The organism is Georgenia halophila, from assembly GCF_039541595.1.
The window spans coordinates 254,577-272,400 of the sequence record NZ_BAABGN010000001.1 but is presented as its reverse complement, the minus strand read 5'-3'; the positions used below and the strand labels follow the sequence as shown (position 1 = coordinate 272,400).

General features: G+C 70.5%; 17 protein-coding genes. 4 read left to right on the top strand and 13 right to left on the bottom strand.

The annotated features are described in order from the left end of the window. Positions 1-13: 13 nt before the first annotated feature. From ABD907_RS01230 to ABD907_RS01200, 7 genes are all read right to left on the bottom strand, one after another. Entirely contained in the window at positions 14-1,177 is a 1,164-nt protein-coding gene (locus tag ABD907_RS01230) for an NDMA-dependent alcohol dehydrogenase (protein WP_345214669.1), read from the bottom strand. Positions 1,178-1,484: 307 nt separating this feature from the next. After that, positions 1,485-2,315, bottom strand: coding sequence for an IclR family transcriptional regulator (locus tag ABD907_RS01225; RefSeq protein WP_345214668.1), 831 nt, complete (start codon positions 2,313-2,315; stop codon positions 1,485-1,487). A 153-nt stretch (positions 2,316-2,468) separates the two neighbouring features. Then, the gene (locus ABD907_RS01220) at positions 2,469-3,347 is read right to left on the bottom strand and encodes an amidohydrolase family protein (protein WP_345214667.1); all 879 of its coding nucleotides are present in this window, start codon (positions 3,345-3,347) and stop codon (positions 2,469-2,471) included. After that, positions 3,347-4,786: a 3-oxoacid CoA-transferase gene (locus tag ABD907_RS01215; RefSeq protein ID WP_345214666.1), complete on the bottom strand. Its 1,440-nt coding sequence runs from the start codon at positions 4,784-4,786 to the stop codon at positions 3,347-3,349. The genes ABD907_RS01220 and ABD907_RS01215 overlap by 1 nt, the downstream gene beginning before the upstream one ends. Positions 4,787-4,793: 7 nt before the next feature. Further along, complete coding sequence (locus tag ABD907_RS01210) at positions 4,794-5,642, bottom strand: SDR family NAD(P)-dependent oxidoreductase (RefSeq protein ID WP_345214665.1); 849 nt, start codon at positions 5,640-5,642, stop codon at positions 4,794-4,796. Positions 5,643-5,681: 39 nt separating this feature from the next. Beyond that, entirely contained in the window at positions 5,682-6,752 is a 1,071-nt protein-coding gene (locus ABD907_RS01205) for a hypothetical protein (RefSeq protein ID WP_345214664.1), read from the bottom strand. Next, on the bottom strand, positions 6,749-7,309 hold the full coding sequence (locus tag ABD907_RS01200) for a UGSC family (seleno)protein (RefSeq protein ID WP_345214663.1): 561 nt from the start codon (positions 7,307-7,309) through the stop codon (positions 6,749-6,751). Before ABD907_RS01200 ends, ABD907_RS01205 begins: the two co-directional genes overlap by 4 nt. 227 nt (positions 7,310-7,536) lie before the next feature. On the opposite strand from ABD907_RS01200, the gene trxB reads away from it, so the two are divergent. From trxB to ABD907_RS01185, 3 genes are all read left to right on the top strand, one after another. Then, positions 7,537-8,517 (top strand): thioredoxin-disulfide reductase, encoded by a 981-nt coding sequence (gene trxB, locus ABD907_RS01195; RefSeq protein WP_345214662.1) that lies wholly within the window; start codon positions 7,537-7,539, stop codon positions 8,515-8,517. Further along, a complete protein-coding gene (gene trxA / locus ABD907_RS01190; protein ID WP_345214661.1) occupies positions 8,514-8,840 on the top strand; it encodes a thioredoxin in 327 nt (108 codons plus the stop codon). Before trxB ends, trxA begins: the two co-directional genes overlap by 4 nt. A gap of 119 nt (positions 8,841-8,959) precedes the next feature. After that, positions 8,960-9,178 carry a hypothetical protein gene (locus ABD907_RS01185; RefSeq protein WP_345214660.1) on the top strand — a complete coding sequence of 73 codons (219 nt, stop codon included), beginning with the start codon at positions 8,960-8,962 and terminating at the stop codon, positions 9,176-9,178. Between the two features lie 15 nt (positions 9,179-9,193). On the opposite strand, the gene ABD907_RS01180 is transcribed toward ABD907_RS01185, so the two are convergent. Continuing rightward, positions 9,194-9,991: an SDR family NAD(P)-dependent oxidoreductase gene (locus tag ABD907_RS01180; RefSeq protein ID WP_345214659.1), complete on the bottom strand. Its 798-nt coding sequence runs from the start codon at positions 9,989-9,991 to the stop codon at positions 9,194-9,196. A 119-nt stretch (positions 9,992-10,110) separates the two neighbouring features. Here ABD907_RS01180 and ABD907_RS01175 point away from each other — a divergent pair, with 119 nt between their 5' ends. Further along, on the top strand, positions 10,111-10,713 hold the full coding sequence (locus ABD907_RS01175) for a TetR/AcrR family transcriptional regulator (RefSeq protein WP_345214658.1): 603 nt from the start codon (positions 10,111-10,113) through the stop codon (positions 10,711-10,713). 265 nt (positions 10,714-10,978) lie between these two features. On the opposite strand, the gene ABD907_RS01170 is transcribed toward ABD907_RS01175, so the two are convergent. The 5 genes from ABD907_RS01170 to ABD907_RS01150 form a co-directional block, all read right to left on the bottom strand. Continuing rightward, a complete protein-coding gene (locus tag ABD907_RS01170) occupies positions 10,979-12,172 on the bottom strand; it encodes an MFS transporter (protein WP_345214657.1) in 1,194 nt (397 codons plus the stop codon). Between the two features lie 203 nt (positions 12,173-12,375). After that, on the bottom strand, positions 12,376-14,502 hold the full coding sequence (locus ABD907_RS01165; RefSeq protein WP_345214656.1) for a beta-galactosidase: 2,127 nt from the start codon (positions 14,500-14,502) through the stop codon (positions 12,376-12,378). A gap of 73 nt (positions 14,503-14,575) precedes the next feature. Beyond that, positions 14,576-15,913 (bottom strand): ABC transporter substrate-binding protein, encoded by a 1,338-nt coding sequence (locus ABD907_RS01160; protein WP_345214655.1) that lies wholly within the window; start codon positions 15,911-15,913, stop codon positions 14,576-14,578. A gap of 74 nt (positions 15,914-15,987) precedes the next feature. Then, positions 15,988-16,896 (bottom strand): carbohydrate ABC transporter permease, encoded by a 909-nt coding sequence (locus ABD907_RS01155; protein WP_345214654.1) that lies wholly within the window; start codon positions 16,894-16,896, stop codon positions 15,988-15,990. A gap of 1 nt (position 16,897) precedes the next feature. Beyond that, the gene (locus tag ABD907_RS01150; RefSeq protein WP_345214653.1) at positions 16,898-17,812 is read right to left on the bottom strand and encodes a carbohydrate ABC transporter permease; all 915 of its coding nucleotides are present in this window, start codon (positions 17,810-17,812) and stop codon (positions 16,898-16,900) included. Positions 17,813-17,824 lie beyond the last annotated feature (12 nt).

The following is a 17,824-nucleotide window of genomic DNA, read 5'->3' as shown; positions in this document are numbered from 1 at the left end:
TCTCCTCCGTGTCTCAGTGCTCGATGGTGACGACGCCGCGGATGTTCTTGCCGTCCAACATGTCCTGGTAGCCCTCGTTGACGGTCTCGAGCGTGTACTTGTTCGTGATGAGCTCGTCGAGCTTGAGGTGACCGGTGCGGTACAGGCTCAGGAGCCGCGGCACGTCGTACAGGGGGTTGGAGGCTCCGAAGATGGTGCCCTGGATGCGGCGCTGGAAGCCGATCAGCATGCCCGGGTTCTCGTTGATCCAGCCGTTGCCGACGGCGGTGACCGTGACGGTGCCGGTCTTGCCGACCACGTTGAGCGCGTCGTGGATGACCTCGTCGTGGAGCACGCCGACGGTGATGATGGCGTGGTCGGCCAGCTCACCCCAGGTCGACTCGACGACGAACTCGGTGGCCTCCTTCGCCGTGGCGAAGGTATGCGTGGCGCCGAAGACCTTGGCCATGTCGCGCTTGAACTCGACCGGGTCGACGACGATCACCCGCTGGGCACCGGCGAAGGCCGCACCCTGGACGGCGTTGCTGCCGACACCGCCGGCGCCGAAGATCACGACGGTCTGGCCGGCGCGCACACCGGCGGCGTTGACGGCGGAGCCCCAGCCGGTGGGAACGCCGCACCCGACGAGCGAGGCGACGTCGAAGGGGATGTCGTCGGGGATGGGGATGACGGAGTACTCGGAGACCACGGAGTACTGGGAGAACGTGCCGAGCACGCACAGTCCGCCGAAGTCGTCGCCGCCGGAGTGGAACCGGAAGGTGCCGTCCGGGAAGATCCCGGTGCCGGCGTTCTTGCCCTCGTCGCAGAGGTTCTGGCGGGCCGTGGAGCAGTAGCGACACTTCCCGCAGGCGGGGATGAAGGAGCAGACGACGTGGTCGCCGACCTTGACGCGGGTGACGCCGTCACCGATCGCGTCGATGACACCGGCGCCCTCGTGCCCCCCGACGACGGGCATGCGCATCGGGGCGTCACCCTTCTGGATGTGGTCGTCGGAGTGGCAGAGACCGGCGGAGTGGAACTTGATCCGCACCTCGTTGGCCTTGGGCGGGTCGAGCTCGAGCTCGGTGAGCTCCCACGGCTGTCCGGGTGCGCGGCACACGACCGCTCGGGTGGTGATGCCCTGCAGACCCCGGCCCGTCGTCGACGGTGAGGTGGTGGTGCTGGCGGTCGTGCTCATGTGTCCCCTTACTCCCGCTGGTGATTAGGACGAAAGACTCTGATCCCTCGAAAGACTCTGATCTCTCCTTCGAGATACGCGGGGGCGGCTCGACTGGCGAGCCGGACCACGTCCCTGTGGTGGCGTCCTGCTGGCGCTTCGTTGCTGGCTTCGTTGCTGTGATTGCTCGCCATGCTCGTCCGGTGCGGTAGCCACATCAACGGCCCTTCCGTGCCACGGAAGCGTCCGTCGTCGGGTCGGGCTGCGCCGTCGCCGGGTCGGGTCGTGGGGCCGCTGTCGCGCGGCCCGGGACGGCGGCGAGCCGGGCTCAGATGAGGCCGGCGTGGCGCCGGTTGAAGTCGATGGTCCGCGGGTCCAGGTTCGTCTTGCGCTCGCGCAGGCTGTGCGAGATGCGGTTGGCCGTCGCCCGTACCTGGTCCACGAGTCGGCACGGGTCGTAGTCCTTGGTCAGGTACACCATCCCGACGGCGGTCTCCACCGTGCCGTCGAGGCCCTTGACCGGCGCGCCGACGGACCCGGCCTCCATGACGACGAACTTCGAGGCGATCGAGGACCCGTTCTTGCGCACGTTCCGCAGGTAGGCGCGCAATGCGGCGGGGTCGGTGATCGTCTCCGACGTGTAGCGCTTCAGCGGCTCGCTGAGGTAGCCCTCCAGCACCTCCTCGTCGGAGAAGGCGAGCAGGACGAGCCCGGTGGCGGTCACGTGCAGGGGCAGGCGGCCGCCGATCCGGTTCTCGCCGCTGTAGTTCGGGTGGGCCCGCAGCGCCTCGAGGTACATGACGTTGTCACCGTCGCGCACCGACAGGTGCACGGTCAGGCCGGTCCGTCGGTGCAGCTCAACCAGGTGCGGCAGCGCGGTCTCGCGCAGCTGCAGCGCCTGCGTCGAGGAGGAGGCGAGATCGAGGATCTTGCTGCTCAGCCGGTAGTGGCCGGTGTCGTCGAGCTCCAGGCCGCCCCACTCGAGCACCTCCTTGACGAGGCGGTGCGTCGTCGTCAGCGTGAGGTCGGCGTACCGGCTGATCTCCGAGAGGGTCAGCGAGCCGCCGCCGCGGGAGAAGGCGCCGAGCAGCGCGAGCACGCGCGCGGCGGCCGTGCGCTTTCCGCCCGACGGGGTGACATCGTCCGTCCGTTCTGACATTCGGCAGTTCATCCTCGAACATTGCGATGCGACGTCGCCCTCGTGCGGCGTCGCGGTCGTGTCACCTCACGATAGCCGCGCGCGGCCGCAGCCGGGACGGCCTTTCACCGCGCGGAAGCCTGGATGATTTCGCTGCTTCACGACCCCCTGCCGCTACGCCTCCAGCCCGAGCAGGGCGGCCGCGTTGTCCCGCATGATCAGGCGCGTGACGTCCTCGTCGTAGCCCAGACGTTCGAAGTCCTTCATCCACCGTTCCGGCGTGATCACCGGGTAGTCGGTCCCGAACAGCATCTTCCGCTTCAGCAGCGTGCGGGCGTACTGCACGAGGTTCGGCGGGAAGTACTTGGGCGACCATCCGGACAGGTCGATGTAGACGTACGGCTTGTGCAGCGCCACCGACAGCGCCTCGTCCTGCCACGGGAAGGACGGGTGCGCCAGGATGATCCGCAGCTCCGGGAAGTCGACCGCGACGTCGTCGGCGTACATGGGGTTGGCGTACTTGAGCCGGATCCCGCCGCCGCCCGGCCGGCCCGCGCCCGCACCGGTGTGCCCGCTGTGGAACAGCGCGATCGTCGAGGTCTCCTCGATGGCTTCGTAGATCGGGTAGACGTCGCGGTCGTTGGCGTAGAACTGCTGGCTGGACGGGTGGAACTTGAAGCCGCGCACGCCCCGCTCGGCGAGGCGGCGGACCTCGCGGGCCGCGCGGCGGCCGCCGTGCGGGTCCACGGTCCCGAACGGGATGATCACGTCGGGGTGCTCGGCGGCCAGGTCGCACAGCTCGTCGTTGCTGACGGCCGGCTCCTCGCCGGTCGCCCAGCTCGTGTCCACCGTGAACGCCACGCACATCATGTTCAGCTCGCGGTAGGTGGTGGCCAGATCGTGCACGGTGGGACGCACCATGTCGGTCTTGAAGTACTTCGCCATGGCCTCGGAGTGCTCGACCTCGTCCTCCCCCGAGACCTGGCTCACCGAGGCGAGCACGTGGGTGTGGACGTCGATCGCGACGATGTCCTCGTTCAGCGCCATCGTCATCACCACTGCTCCTGCATGATGCGCGGGGGGCCGAGCACATCGACCGCCATCGCGGTGCGGGCAAGAACCTCGTCGACGGTGAACCCGGCGGCGATCTCCTCGATCACGAACCCGTTCTCGCCGCGCCGCAGCAGGGCCAGGTCGGTGACGATGATGTCGGTGCACGCGGCGGCGGTGATCGGGTAGTCGCACTGCTCGACCAGCTTGGGCCGGCCCTTCGAGTCGACGTGCTCCATGGTCACGATGACGGACTGCGCGCCGACGGCGAGGTCCATGGCCCCGCCGATGCCGCCGCCCGGCCGGCCGGGGTGCGCCCAGTTGGCCAGGTCGCCGTTGCCGCCCACCTGGTAGGCCCCGAGGACGACGAAGTCGAGGCGGCCCCCGCGGGCGATCTCGAAGGACGTCACCGAGTCGAAGAAGCTCACCCCGGGCAGCACGCCGATGAAGTTGCCGCCGGCGTCGTGGAAGTCGGGGTCGGCCTCGTCGAGGTCGACGAACCGGCCGTAGCCCAGGATGCCGTTCTCCGCGTGCAGCGTCACGGCACGCCCCTCCAGGTAGTTCACCGCCTGGTTGGGCAGCCCGGCGCCGAGGTTGGCCACCGCGCCGTCGGGCATCAGCGCTGCCGCGCGGCGCCCGATCTCCTGGCGGGACAGGGCCGGCTTGCCCTCGTACTCGCGGCGAGAGTCGGCCGCGCGGTTGGCCCGTTGAGGCAGCTGGGTGACGTCCACCCGGGTGGTGGTCCGCACCACCCGGGAGACGAAGACGCCGGGCAGGTCGATGTCCTCGGGCCGGAGGTCGCCCACCTCGAGGATCTCCTCGACCTCGATGATCGCGGTCCGAGCGGCCTTGGCGAACGAGTCGTTGAAGTTGCGTGAGCCTCCCCGGAACTGCACGTTGCCGTACCGGTCGGCGCGGTACCCGCGCAGGATCGCGTAGTCGGTGGTGATGGCACGCTCGAGGATGTGCGGCACGCCGTCGAAGTCGCGGACCTCCTTGCCCTCGGCGACGGCCGTGCCGACGCCGACGGTGGTGTAGAAGGCGGCGAGGCCGGCGCCGCCGGCGCGCATCCGCTCGACCAGGATCCCCTGCGGCACCACCTCGAAGTCGAGCTTGCCCGCGACGATCTGTTCCTCGGCCAGGGTGGGCGGGCCGGGCCGGGAGGAGAAGCTCGCCACCAGGTGGGAGATCTGCTCGTTCTCGGCCAGCAGCTGCGCCGTCGGGGCGCCCTGCGAGCCCAGTCCGTTGCAGTAGACGGTCAGCGCCTTGGCGCCCTGGTCAGCCAGCGCCTCGAGCAGGCTCGAGGGGAACCGGTGCGAGATGCCGAAGCCGGAGATGGCGACGGACGCGCCGTCGGGGATGTCGGCGACGGCCCCGGCCGCCGAGTCGAAGACCTTGTCGGTGATGCCGTGCATCGTCTCGGGTGCGTCTTGGATCGTCATCGGGACCTCACTTCTGCTGCGAGCCGGCGGCGCCGGTGTTCCGGGGGATGGCGAAACCGCCGCCGTCGACGGCGAGGACCTGCCCGGAGATCCAGCGGGCCTGCTCGGTGGAGAGGAAGAACGCGGCGGAGGCGATGTCCCACGCGTTGCCCTCGACCTGCATGGCGACGTTCTGGCGGCGCAGCTCGCGCTGCTCCTCGTTCATGCCGCGGGCGGCGAAGGCACCCCAGATCATCCCGACGCGGATGCAGTTCGCGCGGATCCCGCGCGGCGCGAGCGTGCTGGCCACGCCAACGGTGAGCTTCTCGAGCGCGGTCTTGGCGACCGTGTACGGCATGGACGGCCCGCGTCCCTCCGCGGCACTGGAGGAGACGGTCACGATCGCGCCGCCGCGGGTCATGTGCTTCTCCGCGTGGCGCATGAGGAGCCAGGCCGACTTGCAGTTGAGGTCCATGGCGGCGTCCCAGTCCTCCTCGGAGATGTCGAAGACGCTGCGCGCGCCCCCGCCGCCGATGGAGGTGGCCACGACGTCGATCTGCCCGAAGTGATCGTGCGCGGCCTGCACCGCCGCTGCCGTGGAGGCGTCGTCGGTGATGTCGAGGTCGAAGTGCTGGGCCTCGCCGCCGGCCGCGTGGATGGCGTCGATGGTGCGTTCGGCCGCGGTCCGGTCGCGGTCGAGCACGGCGACCTTGGCCCCGCTGCGGGCGTAGAGCCACGCCATGGCGAAGCCGACGTTGCCCAGCGGACCGCTCAGGCCGCCACCGGCGACGAGGGCCACCTTGCCCTCCAGCCAGGGTGGGCCGGCGGCCGCGAGCGAGTCCTCCAGCTGGGGTTCCCAGGTCACTTCGGTTGTCATTGCGCTCCTCGTGGGCTTCGTTGCCGGGTGCTATGGCGTTCAACGTATCGGGAAGGACTGTCCTGACCAGGTCGAGAAGACTCGGACCACCATAGACATGGCGGCGTTGGGCGACCCCGCGACGACGATGGGCAGGCTCGCCGGTGAGGCGTCCGCGAAGACGGGGTGGACGTGGTCGGGCTCGAAGGGGCCGGCCGGCAGATGGTTGAGGCTCTTGCCCACCCGCGCCAGCTCGGCCTCGGTGCGGCCGGCACGCTCGACCAGCCACTCGCGCACGTCCTGCTTGCTCATGCCGGCCTCGGCGAGCACGCGGGCGTGGTCGGGGTTCATGACGATGCCGACGGCGGAGTGCCGGAAGATCCACGAGCCGGCCCGCTGGATGGTGTCGGCGAAGTCCAGCAGCACCTGGTGCGGGTCGTGGAAGTGCCGGTTGTCGACGAACTCGCAGGTGCGCACCAGCATCACGGAGACGGTGTTCTCGCCGGGCGCCATCCCGCCGTCGACCGAGAGCGGCTCCCAGGGGCTGTGCTCCTCGTCCTCGCCCAGGCCCATGGTCCAGCGCCCGGGCAGTCCCTGGGTGGCCTGCTCGAGGGCGTGGGGGACGATGCCGAAGCTGTTGCGCACCGTCAGGCCGATCGCACGCGGGATGGTGGCGTTCGCGCGGAAGCCGGGACCGAGGACCCCGCCGGTGGAGTTGATGCCCAGCTCCGCACGGATCGGGCCGTTGACGACGACGAGCGGCGCGGGTCCGCTGGTGCTCTGCCAGCCGCCGCCGAGCGCTGACCGCTCGGCCGAGAGCGCGTCCCAGGCGGCGAGCACCACGGGCAGGTACTCGGGCCGGCAGCCCGCCATGACGGCGTGGGTGGCGACGTCGCGGACGGTGGCGGTGCGGCCGAGCTGGGGCAGCCGCGCGACGATCTCGTCCTCGTCGCGGCTGGTGTGGTCGAGAAAGGCCGCGACGCTCTCCGGCGTGGCTGGCACCAGCGGCAGCCCGTCGGACCAGCCCTGCTCGAAGAGGTGCTCGGTGACCCGGGTCGCGTTGACCGGGTCGAGCTCGGGCGCGGTCGCGCCCGAGCCGGTGGACCTCGCGGTGGTCGAGTCGGTGCTCACGCGACCACACCGGTCCTGGCGCGCGCCCCCGCGAGGCGGTCCGCCACCCGGCCCGCCAGCTCACGAGCGCGCTCGACGATCTGCTCGTCGGTGAGGTTCGCGACGGGGTGCCCGGTCAGCAGGAACGGATAGCCCGGGTCCCCCTTGAGCTCGGCCATCGCCGTGGAGGTCGCTTCGAAGGCCTCCGTGCAGATGACCGCCGAAGGGGTGCCGGCGGTCTCCAGGGCGATGCCGTCGGCGACGGCCGAGGCGCTGCACGAGCCGCAGTCACCGACACCGAGGACGACGACGTCGCACTCGTTCACCAGGTCTTCGAGCAGCTCGTCGGGCAGCGGCATCGCGAACTGCTTCTTGAGCCGGCGCACCAGCACGCCGGCGCCGTGCTCGCGCACGAGCACCTCTCCTACGGCGTCCAGGATCTGCGCCGCGTTCCGCTTGCCGTTCTCGAGCAGGCCGACGCGGAGGCCGTCGAGGCTGTCCGGCCGCGGCGCGTCGCTGCGCGCGGTCGTGACGCTCTCCCGGCTCCCGCCAGTCGGGTCGATGATTCCACCGGCCATGATTTCCTCCAATGATCGCGAGGCCAACTATGTGGCGTCGGCCGCGGTGCTCGCCTCGCCGCTTCCGCGTCACGGAAAATTGCCGCATCGCGCCGGCGGAGCCACTCTCGTCCACCGCACGGCCCGCGTCCGCGCCAACTTTCGCCCGGTGGAAACCGACCGTGTCCGGTGACCGGTGCGGTGCTAGCAATGGGTCTCCAAGACACTCGCACCGGGAGGAGCAGGACGTGCACGACATCGTCATCATCGGGTCCGGCCCTGCCGCCTGGACGGCCGCGATCTACGCGGCCCGCGCGGCCCTGCACCCGGTGCTCGTGGCCAGCTCCGTCGAGGTCGGCGGCGAGCTCATGAACACCACGGAGGTCGAGAACTACCCCGGTTTCCCCGAGGGCATCACCGGTCCGGAGCTGATGGCGAAGCTGCAGGCGCAGGCCGAGCGCTTCGGCACCGAGGTGGTCTACGAGGACGTCGTCGCCGTGGACCTGGACGGACCGGTCAAGCGGGTCTCGCTGGCGGACGGCACCGAGTACGACACCGCGACGCTCGTCTACGCGACGGGTTCGGCGTACCGGAAACTCGGGCTGCCGGAGGAGCAGGCGCTGTCCGGCCGCGGGATCTCCTGGTGCGCCACCTGCGACGGGTTCTTCTTCCGCGGCAAGACGATCGCCGTCGTCGGCGGGGGCGACTCGGCGATGGAGGAGGCGACCTTCCTGACCCGGTTCGCCGAGAAGGTCTACGTCATCCACCGCCGCGAGACGCTGCGCGCGTCGAAGATCATGCAGCAGCGCGCCTTCGACAACGAGAAGATCGACTTCCTCTGGAACGCCGATGTGGCGGGCATCCACGGCACGACGGCGGTCACCGGAGTGACGTTGCGGGACACCGTCACCGGTGCGGAGCGCGACCTCGAGCTCGACGGCGTGTTCGTCGCCATCGGCCACGACCCGCGCACCCACCTGGTGCACGGCCAGCTCGAGCTCACCGTCGATGGGACCATCGCGGTGAAGGGCCGCTCGTCCGGGACGTCGATCGAGGGCGTGTTCGCCGCCGGCGACGTCGTCGACCCCCACTACCGGCAGGCCGTCACCGCGGCCGGCTCGGGTGCCGCGGCGGCGCTCGACGCCGAGAGCTATCTCGCTGCCCGTGAACCTGCCGCACCCGAACCCGCCGTCGCCGTCGCGGCGGCCACTACGAGGAGTACCCCATGAGCGCACGTTCCGTTGACGAGAGCACCTTCGATCAGGAGGTGCTGCAGAACGACAGGCCCGTCCTCGTCGACTTCTGGGCCGACTGGTGCGGGCCGTGCAAGTCCCTCAGCCCGATCCTCGACCAGCTGGCGGCCGACCACCCGGGCACGCTCGACGTCGTGAAGGTCAACGTCGAGGAGAACACCGGGCTGGCCGCGTCGTACATGGTCACGGCGCTGCCGGCGATGAAGGTCTTCCAGGGCGGCGAGGTGGTCCACGAGATCAGGGGTGCCAAGCCGAAGCGGGCTCTGGAGGCCGAGCTCGCGCCGTATCTCGGCGCCTGACCGACGCCTCCCGCACCAGCGCCGTGCGACGGTGGACGGCGGTGACGCACTCGTCGGCGCTTCCGCTGAAGCGCGCACCGTCGGGACCTGCCCCAGACTGGAGACCGGAGGTGCCCGGCATGGACGAACTGCTGCTGCAGCGGCTGCAGGACGGCTTCGCGGCCGACGGCTTCCGGATGGAGGTCGAGCGCACCGGTGACCACGCGGTCGTCACGGTCACGCCCGACGGCGGAGACGACTGCCTGATCCCGAAGGCCACCCTCACCGGCTACCTCCGGAATGCCCTCGATCTCGACGCCGCACGCATCGAGGTGCGGTACCCGGAAGGCGCCGAGTAGCGGCACCGTCCGCGATCACGCCGCTCGGGTCGTCAGGCGCCGTATCAGGCGCCCGCGCTGCCGGCTCGAGAGCAGGCGCGGCGCCAAGGCCGCCGCGAGCCGGTTGCCCCGCCCGACCGCGATGCTCGGCGGCGGGGTGCGTCGGTCCAGCGCCGAGAGGGTCGTCTCCGCGACCTCTCGAGGGCTCCGCAACCGCGCACCGCCGGAGGCGGCCGGGTTCCCCACGACGTCGAAGAACTCCGTCTGCGTCGCCCCCGGGGAGACCGCCATGACCTTGAGGCCCGTGCCCTGCGACTCGTGCCAGAGGGCCTCGGTGAAGTTCAGTACGAACGTCTTCGCTGCCCCGTAGACCGCCATGTTCGGGGCCGGCTGGTACGCCACCATGCTGGCGACGTTGACGAGGACACCCTGTCCCGACTTGCGCAGCTGGCCGATGAAGGTGCGGCTGATGTCGACGACGGCGCTGACGTCGACGGCGATCTCCTCACGCAGCCGCTCGGGATCCTCCTCGTGGAACGGCCCGAACGTGCCGAAGCCGGCGTTGTTGACGACGCTGGTGATCTTGTCTCCGCCGATCGCCTCCACGATGCGTGCGCCCGGTGCGGGCTCGGCCAGGTCGAGCGGCACCACGTGCACCGCGGTCCCGTGGCGCGCCGTGATCTGCCTCTCAATCTCCTCGAGCCGCTCACGCCGGCGGGCCACGAGCACGAGGTCCGAACCTCGTTCGGCGAGCACGTCGGCGAGCTCGATGCCGATGCCGGCGCTCGCTCCCGTCACGAGAGTGGTCTGTCCGCGGTAATCGACTGCCGCCATGATGTTGCCGTCCTGTCGGAACGAAGAACCTGTCGGCCCGAAGGCTTGCTGGCACTGTACGTCTTCCTGGCACCTTGTGCCAGGTCGGCACGGGAAGGCACGGGCGATAGGCTCGTGCCATGCCCTCCCGTCCGTCGAGCGCCAAGAACCCTCCCCTCTGGGAGCGGGCGCGTGCCGGCGTGCGTTCCGAGGTGGTCGAGACGGCGATGCGCCTCTTCGCCGAGCAGGGCTTCGAGGCGACGACGATCGGGCAGATCGTCGAGGAGGCGGGCGTCTCCCGGCGTTCCTTCTTCCGATACTTCGGGACGAAGGAGGACATCCTCCTGGGTGACCTGATGGAACGCGGCGCGAAGATCGCCGAGGCATTGCGCGAGCGTCCCGCCGACGAGAATCCGTGGACGGCCCTCGAGGAGTCGTTCCGCACGTCCATGGGTGACGCTCCGGTTCCGACCGAGCACGATCTCCTCGTCTCGCGTCTCGTCGTCGAGACGCCGTCTCTGCGGGCCGCGCACGCGGCCAAGCACCAGCGCTGGCAGCGCGACCTCGCCCCCGTGCTGGTCGAGCGCCTGCGTCAGGAACCGAACGCCGAGCTCGCCGCCAACGCCATCGTGGCCGCCGCGCTGGCCTGCCTCGAGACCGCCACCCAGGCCTGGGTGGCGAGCGGTGGGCGCGAGGATCTCGAGCGGCTCTACCGGCAGACAGTCGCCGTGATCCGGACGTAACGCCTCAGGGGGCAGGGTCGCGGTACCACCGGACGTGGCCACACCGGGCGAGCCCGTGAGCGCCGGGTCCACCGCGTCCCACTCGACCGGCAGCTCGGTCGTGGCGCCGATCTCCGTCACGCCCATGACGGTCTCCGGCAGCACCGGCTCGCCGCCACGGCCGGCACCGCAGTAGGCGACGCCCTCCGCGGTCATGCCGCTCGGGTCGTCAGCGGGCGGTCGTCGTCGGGACATCCCGGCGATGACGGAACGTCGCGGCGAACTCTCATCCGTCTGCCGAGCGCCGGTCCCTCCCGGCAGGTACGGCCACCAGGACCAGAGCCGCCGCCAGCGCCACGAGCATGACCATCGGCGCCTGCCACCCGCCCGTGCGCTCGGCGAGCACCCCGGCGGCGATCGGGCCGCCCGCGGCCAGCAGGTAGCCGAGCGACTGGGCCATGCCGGACAGCCGCGTGGTCTCGTCCGGGTCACGCCCGCGCAGGCTGATGAGGGAGAGCGCCATCACGAGGGAGGAGCCCGATCCCACCCCCGCCACCAGCACCCACGGCAGCATCGCCGAGGGCATCAGCAGGATGCCGCTCAGGCCGACCAGGAGCATGCCGGAGGCCCCCACCGCCGCCACACGTTCGTCGGCGGTGCGATGCAGCAGGTTGGGAATGGCGAGCCCGGCGAGGATGCCGGCCATCTGGTAGGCGAACAGGTGCAAGCCTGCGACCGCGGGACCGACCCCGGAGGCGACCTCGATCGTCGGCAACCAGGTGACGACGACGTAGAAGCAGGTTGACTGCAGGCCCATGAAGGCGGTGACCAACCAGGCGTCGGGCTGCCGCCAGACCGTGATCCGGCGGGTCGTGGGCAGCAGCTGTGCGTCCGGGTGCGGGTTTTGCTCCTCCTTGGCGCGCAGTGACCAGATGGCGGCCACGAGGATCGTCGGCACCGCCCAGATGGCGAGCGCGCCCCGCCAGCCGGCGACCTGCGAGATCGGGACGGCGACGGCGCTGGCCACCGCGGCGGAGCCGGCGATGCAGGCCGAGTAGACGCTCGTCGCGCGGGCGACCCGGCGCGGGTAGTCCCGTTTGATCAGGGTGGGGACCACGACGTTGCCGACGGCGATGGCGCAGCCGATCACCGCCGTCCCGAACCACAGCCCGGCTGTGCCGGTGTACGACCGGACGACGAGCGCCGCCGCCAGGGCCAGCAGGGCGAGCAGGACCGCGCGCTCCGGACCCGCACGCCGGACGGCGTGGTGGACGAGGGGCGCGGAGGCCGCGAAGGCGAGCAGGGGCAGCGCACCGAGCGCCCCGAGCGCGGCCTCCCCGAGGCGAAGGTCGGCGCCGACCTGCGGCAGCACCGGTCCGACCGTCGTGATGGCGGGGCGCAGGGAGGTCGTGATGAGGAAGACGGTCGCGAGCAGGACCGGACCGTGCTGCGGGACGCCCGTCCCCGTTCGCCCGGCCATCGCTCTGCTGCACCTCCTCGACGGCCCAGGACACCACAACGAGGACCGAGCGCGCCCAGCGTCTCAGCCGGCGAGGAGCGGCGACGCCCCGCTTCGCACGCGACATGTACTCGGCACGACGCCGCACGGTCTCGACGAGGGCCTGAGGGCACACCGCTCGCGCTGGTGGCCCGCCGGGAGGTTCGGGCGTCAGCCCTCGAGCCTCACCCCTCGGCAGGACGCTGCAGCACCCGGACCGCACGGGGCGGGAGCTCGCTGCCTCGGTCGTCTTCGCCCGCCGAGTCGTCGCCGTCGTCGTCGTCACCGCCGGCCCGGACGCCGCCCAGCGTGGCGACCTCCGTGCCGAGGACGTCGGTCAGGTCGGTGAGGTCGACCGGCTCGGCCGTGCGGTTGACGAGGAAGACGAACTCCCGCTCGCCGTCGGTGCGCACGGCAAGCTCGACCGTGCCGCGCAGCGACTCGGGCAGCTCGCTGGCGACGCCGGCGGCCTCGAGCAGCTCGGGCACGACTGCGGTCAGGCCGTCCACGCCGAGGCTCGTGGACACGTAGGCGGCCGATCCCGATCCGACCGTGCGGCGGGTCACGGCCGCTCCGCCGTCGAGCTCACCGCCGACGTACCGGCGCAGCACGTCGGCCTCGAGGACGTCGACGGGCTCGGACCACAGCGTGCCGGTGGTATCGGACCACACGCTGCCGGTGGGCCCGTCGTCCAGGGTGACCGTCTCCCCCGCTGCCAGCGGCGCGAACTCCTCGACGCGGACGCCGAGCAGGTCCCGCAGCGCCCCTGGGTAGCCGCCGAGGTAGGCGTGGTCGTTCTCGTCGACGATCCCGCTCAGGTACGTGGCGACGAGGTGACCGCCGCCCTCGACGTAGGAACGCAGCCGCTCGGCCCGATCCTGCGAGACCAGGTGAAGCACGGGAGCGATCACCATCGCGTACCCGTCCAGGCCCGAGTCCGCCGCGTGCGAGGCGGGCACGACGTCGACCCGCACGCCGAGGTCCAGCAGCGCGGAGTACCAGGCGCGCAGCTCCTGGCGGTACGACAGCAGGCTGGTGGGATGGGAGTCCGCCTCGACGGCCCACCAGGACTCGTAGTCGAAGAGGAGTGCCACGGGCGCCTGGGCGCGGTCGGCACCGACCACGGCGGACAGCGCACGCAGGTCCTGGCCGAGGGCGACGACGTCGCGGAAGAGGCGAGTGTCCTCGCCGCCGTGCGGAACCATCGCGGAGTGGAACTTCTCGGCGCCGGCGGCGGACTGGCGCCACTGGAAGAAGCAGACGGCGTCGGCGCCGTGCGCGACGTGGACGAGGGAGTCGCGGGCCATCTCGCCGGGCTTCTTCGGTGCGTTGACCGGCTGCCAGTTCACCGCCGACGTGGAGTGCTCCATGAGGAACCACGGCCGGCGGCGGGCGATGTTGCCGGTCAGGTTCGCGGAGAAGGACAGCTCGTCCCGCTCCCGGTCGAGCCAGGACAGCACGTAGTGGTCGTTGGCCACGAAGTCGACCTCGTCGGCCCAGTCCGTGTAGTCCATGTTCTTGGAGCCGGACAGCATGAAGTTCGTCGTCACCGGCACGTCGGGCGTGATCCGGTCGAGGACGTCCCGCTCGGCACGCAGGTAGTCCTTGAGCGCGTCGGAAGAGAACCGCCGGAAGTCCAGCTGCTGCGTCGGGTTGGGGAAGGAGGCGGCCAGCCGCGGTGGCAAGACCTCCTCGAAGGCCGAGTATCGCTGCGACCAGAACGCGGTCCCCCACGCGGCGTTGAGTGCCTCGACGGTGCCGTAGCGCTCGGCGAGCCAGGTGCGGAAGGCGTCGGCTGCATCGTTCGAGTAGTCGTAGAAGTTATGGCAGCCGAGCTCGTTGTTGACGTGCCAGGCCACCAGCGCCGGGTGGTCCGCGTAGCGCTCGGCGAGCGCGGTGACCAGCCGGAGGGCGTGCTCGCGGAAGACGGGTGACGTCGGGCGCCAGTGCTGGCGGCCACCGGGCCACAGCGTCGCTCCCTCGGCGGTGACGGGGAGGATCTCGGGGTGGGCGGTGCTCAGCCAGGCCGGCGGCGAGGCGGTCGCGGTGGCGAGGTCGACGCTGATGCCGTTGGCGTGCAGCAGGTCCATGATCTCGTCGAGCCAGGCGAAGTCCCAGGTGTCCGCCGTCGGCTGGATCTGTGCCCAGGAGAAGATCGCGAGGGAGACGGTCGTGACGCCGGCCTCGCGCATGAGCCGGACGTCGTCGTCCCAGACCTCCCGCGGCCACTGGTCCGGGTTGTAGTCGGCACCGAACTCGATGCGCGGAGCTGTGCCCTCGGGCAGGCGGAGCCAGCGGTACGGGCGGGTCATGACATCTCCTTGACGGTCGGTTCGGCGATCGGCGAGGGCCGGCGGGCCGGGAGTGTCCCGGCCCGCCATGGTGTCACTCGACCGTGAACCCTTGCTCCTCGGCGTAGTCGATCGACGCCTCCTGCCACGCCTGCAGGCCCTCGGCGATCGTGGTGTCGCTGACGTACGCCTGGCCGACGGTGTCGCTGTAGATCGAGTTCGCGTAGACCTGGAACGGAAGGTAGGTCCAGCCCTCGAGCACGTTCGAGGCCGACTCGGCGAAGATCTTGTTCGCCTGCTGGCCGCCGAAGTACTCGAACTCGCGGTTGAGGAACTCCTCGGACTCCATGTGCTCGACGGTCGCCGGGAACGCGCCCTCGTCCAGGCGGGTCTGCACGCCCTCCTCGGCGGTGGCGTAGGCGATGAAGTCGTAGGCCAGGGCGGCGTTCTCGCTGGCGGCCGGGACGGCGAGCGAGCTGCCACCGTTCTCCGCGCTGGCGTTGGCGCCCTCCTCCCACTGGGGCAACGGGGCCACGCGCCAGTCACCCGAGGCGGACGCGACGCCGGACTCGAGGTTGGCGGGCATCCATGCCCCGACGGCGAGGGTGGCGATGGTGCCGTCGGCGAGGCCCTGGTACCACTCGTCGGTCCAGCCGGAGATCGGCGCGACGAGCTCTTCCTCGACGAGGGTGTTCCACGTCTCGGCGTACTGGCTGGAGCCCTCGTCGGTGAAGTCGATGCCGATCGTGGTGCCGTCCACCTGGTACGGCTGCCCACCGGCCTGCCAGATCAGGCTCGTGGTCGTGCCGGCGTCACCGGTGTCGCTGGTGATGTAGGCGTTCGGGTCGGCCTCCTGGAGCTTGCGGGCCGCCTCGACGTACTGGTCCCACGTCTCCGGGACCTCGATGTTGTGCTCGTCGAAGACGGTCTTGTTGTAGAAGAGCGCCATCGGCCCGGAGTCCATCGGCAGCCCGAAGATGCCTTCGCCGGACTGCACCGAGCTCCACGGCCCGGGGGTGAAGGTGCCCTCCAGGTCGGCGGCGCCGAGGTCGCTCAGGTCGGTCACGGTCTCGGCGAGCGAGAACTGGCTGAGCGCGTAGTACTCGATCTGGGCGACGTCCGGCACGCCGGAGCCGGCCGAGATGGCGTTCTGCAGGGCGGTGTACTGGTCGTTGCCGGTGCCCGCGTTGACCAGCTCGATGTCGACCTCCGGGTTGGCCTCCTCGTAGTCGGCGACCACCGACTCGAGCGTGGGCTCCCACGCCCAGACGGTCAGGGAGCCGCCCTCCGCGGCGGCGTCGTCGGGAGACTGGCCGCCGCCCCCGCCTCCTCCGCCGTCGCCGGAGTCCGAGCCGCAGGCGGCCAGTGCGACGGCGACGGCGCCGGCAAGCGCGGTGGCCTGCAGGGCGCCGCGACGCTGAGTGATCCTCATCGTGGTGTCACATCCTTGTGTGGTCGTGGCCCGCCGGTGCGGCGGCCCGTCGGTCGTGGGTCATTCGTCGTGGGTCATTCCTTGACAGAGCCGGCGGCGAGGCCGGACTGCCAGTAGCGCTGGAGAAGCAGGAAGGCCGCGACGAGCGGCAGGATCGTCAGCAGCGATCCGGTGATGACGAGGTTGAAGATCGCCTCGCCGCCCGCCGTGGCCGCTTGGTTGTTCCAGGCGTTCAGGCCGATGGTCAGTGGGTACCAAGACGGGTCGCGAAGCATGATCAGCGGCAGGAAGTAGTTGTTCCAGGTCGCGACCATGGTGAAGAGGAGCACGGTGACGGTGCCGGGCCCCAGCAGCGGCAGCGCGATGGAGAAGAACGTGCGGAACTCGCTGGCGCCGTCGATCCGCGCCGCCTCGAGGAGGTCGTCGGGCACGGCCTCGGTGGCGAAGACCCACATCAGGTACAGACCGAACGGCGAGATCAGCGACGGGATGATCACCGACCAGGGCGTGTTGGTGATCCCCATCTCGGCGAACATGAGGAAGGTCGGCACGGCGAGCGCGGTCCCGGGTACGGCGACCGCACCGATGACGACGGCGAAGACGGCGCGCCTGCCGGGAAAGTTGAACTTCGCGAGGCCGTAGCCGCCGACCAGGGCGAGGAAGGTGGCACCGCCGGCGCCGAGCACCACGTACATGACGGTGTTGAGCAGCCATCGCAGGAAGACGCCGTCGTCGTAGGTGAGTGTGGCGACGACGTTGTCCAGGAGCGAGAAGTCGTCGGCGAACCAGAGGCCGAACGAGTTGAGCAGGCCGCTGCCGTCCTTGGTCGCGTTGATGGCCAGCCAGGCCAGGGGGACGAGGCTGTAGAGCAGCACCAGCCCGGTGAGCACGGTCAGCAGGACGCTGCGGCGCGGGTTGTCGATGCTGTGGCGGCGGCGCGGCCGTGGGCCGGGGGTGCGCAGGCGGGGTCCGGCGACGCTCATCTCAGCTCCCCCGCCGCATGCCGCGGAGCTGGACGACGTACGCGACCGCCATCGTGACCAGTCCCATGATGATCGCCACGGTGGCCGAGTAGTTGTACTGCTGGCCGGAGAAGGACAGCGAGTACGCGTACAGGTTCGGCGTGTACGCGGAGGTGATCGTGTTCGGCGCGAGCGGCTGCAGGATCGACGGCTCGTTGAACAGCTGGAAGCTGCCGATGATGGAGAAGATCGTCGCGATCACCATGGCGCCGCGCAGGGCCGGGAGCTTGATGGCCGTGACGACCCGCAGCTCACCGGCGCCGTCGATGGCGGCGGCCTCGTAGAGGCTGCGCGGGATGACGCGCAGCGCTGAGTAGAAGATCAGCATGTTGTAGCCGACGAACTCCCACGTGACGATGTTGCCGATGGCGATGAGCACCAGCTGCGCGTTGAGCGGGTTGGGCAGCGAGATCCCGAACGCGTCGTTGAGGTTGCCGACGAGGCCGAAACGAGTGCCGTACATGAAGCCCCACATGAGGGTGGCCACGACGGCGGGCACGGCGTACGGCATGAAGATCGAGATCCGGAAGAACGACTTCCCGTACAGCCGGCCGCTGTCCAGCGCGAGCGCGACCAGCATCGAGATGAACAGCATGATCGGGACCTGCACGAGCAGGAACAGCGTGACCCGGCCGAGCGCGTCCCAGAACTTCGCGTCGTTCAGCACCTGCTGGTAGTTCTCGAGCCCGACGAACGAGACGCCGCCCACGAGCTGGTTCTGGAACAGGCTGAGGTAGATCGAGTAGGCGATCGGCGCGAGGAAGACGAGCGCGAACACCAGCATGAACGGACCGACGAAGGCCCAGCCCGACCACCTGCGGCGTTCCCTCCGCCGGGGCGCGCCGGTGGTGGACGTCGGCATCGCCGTCGTCGTCATCTCATGCACCTC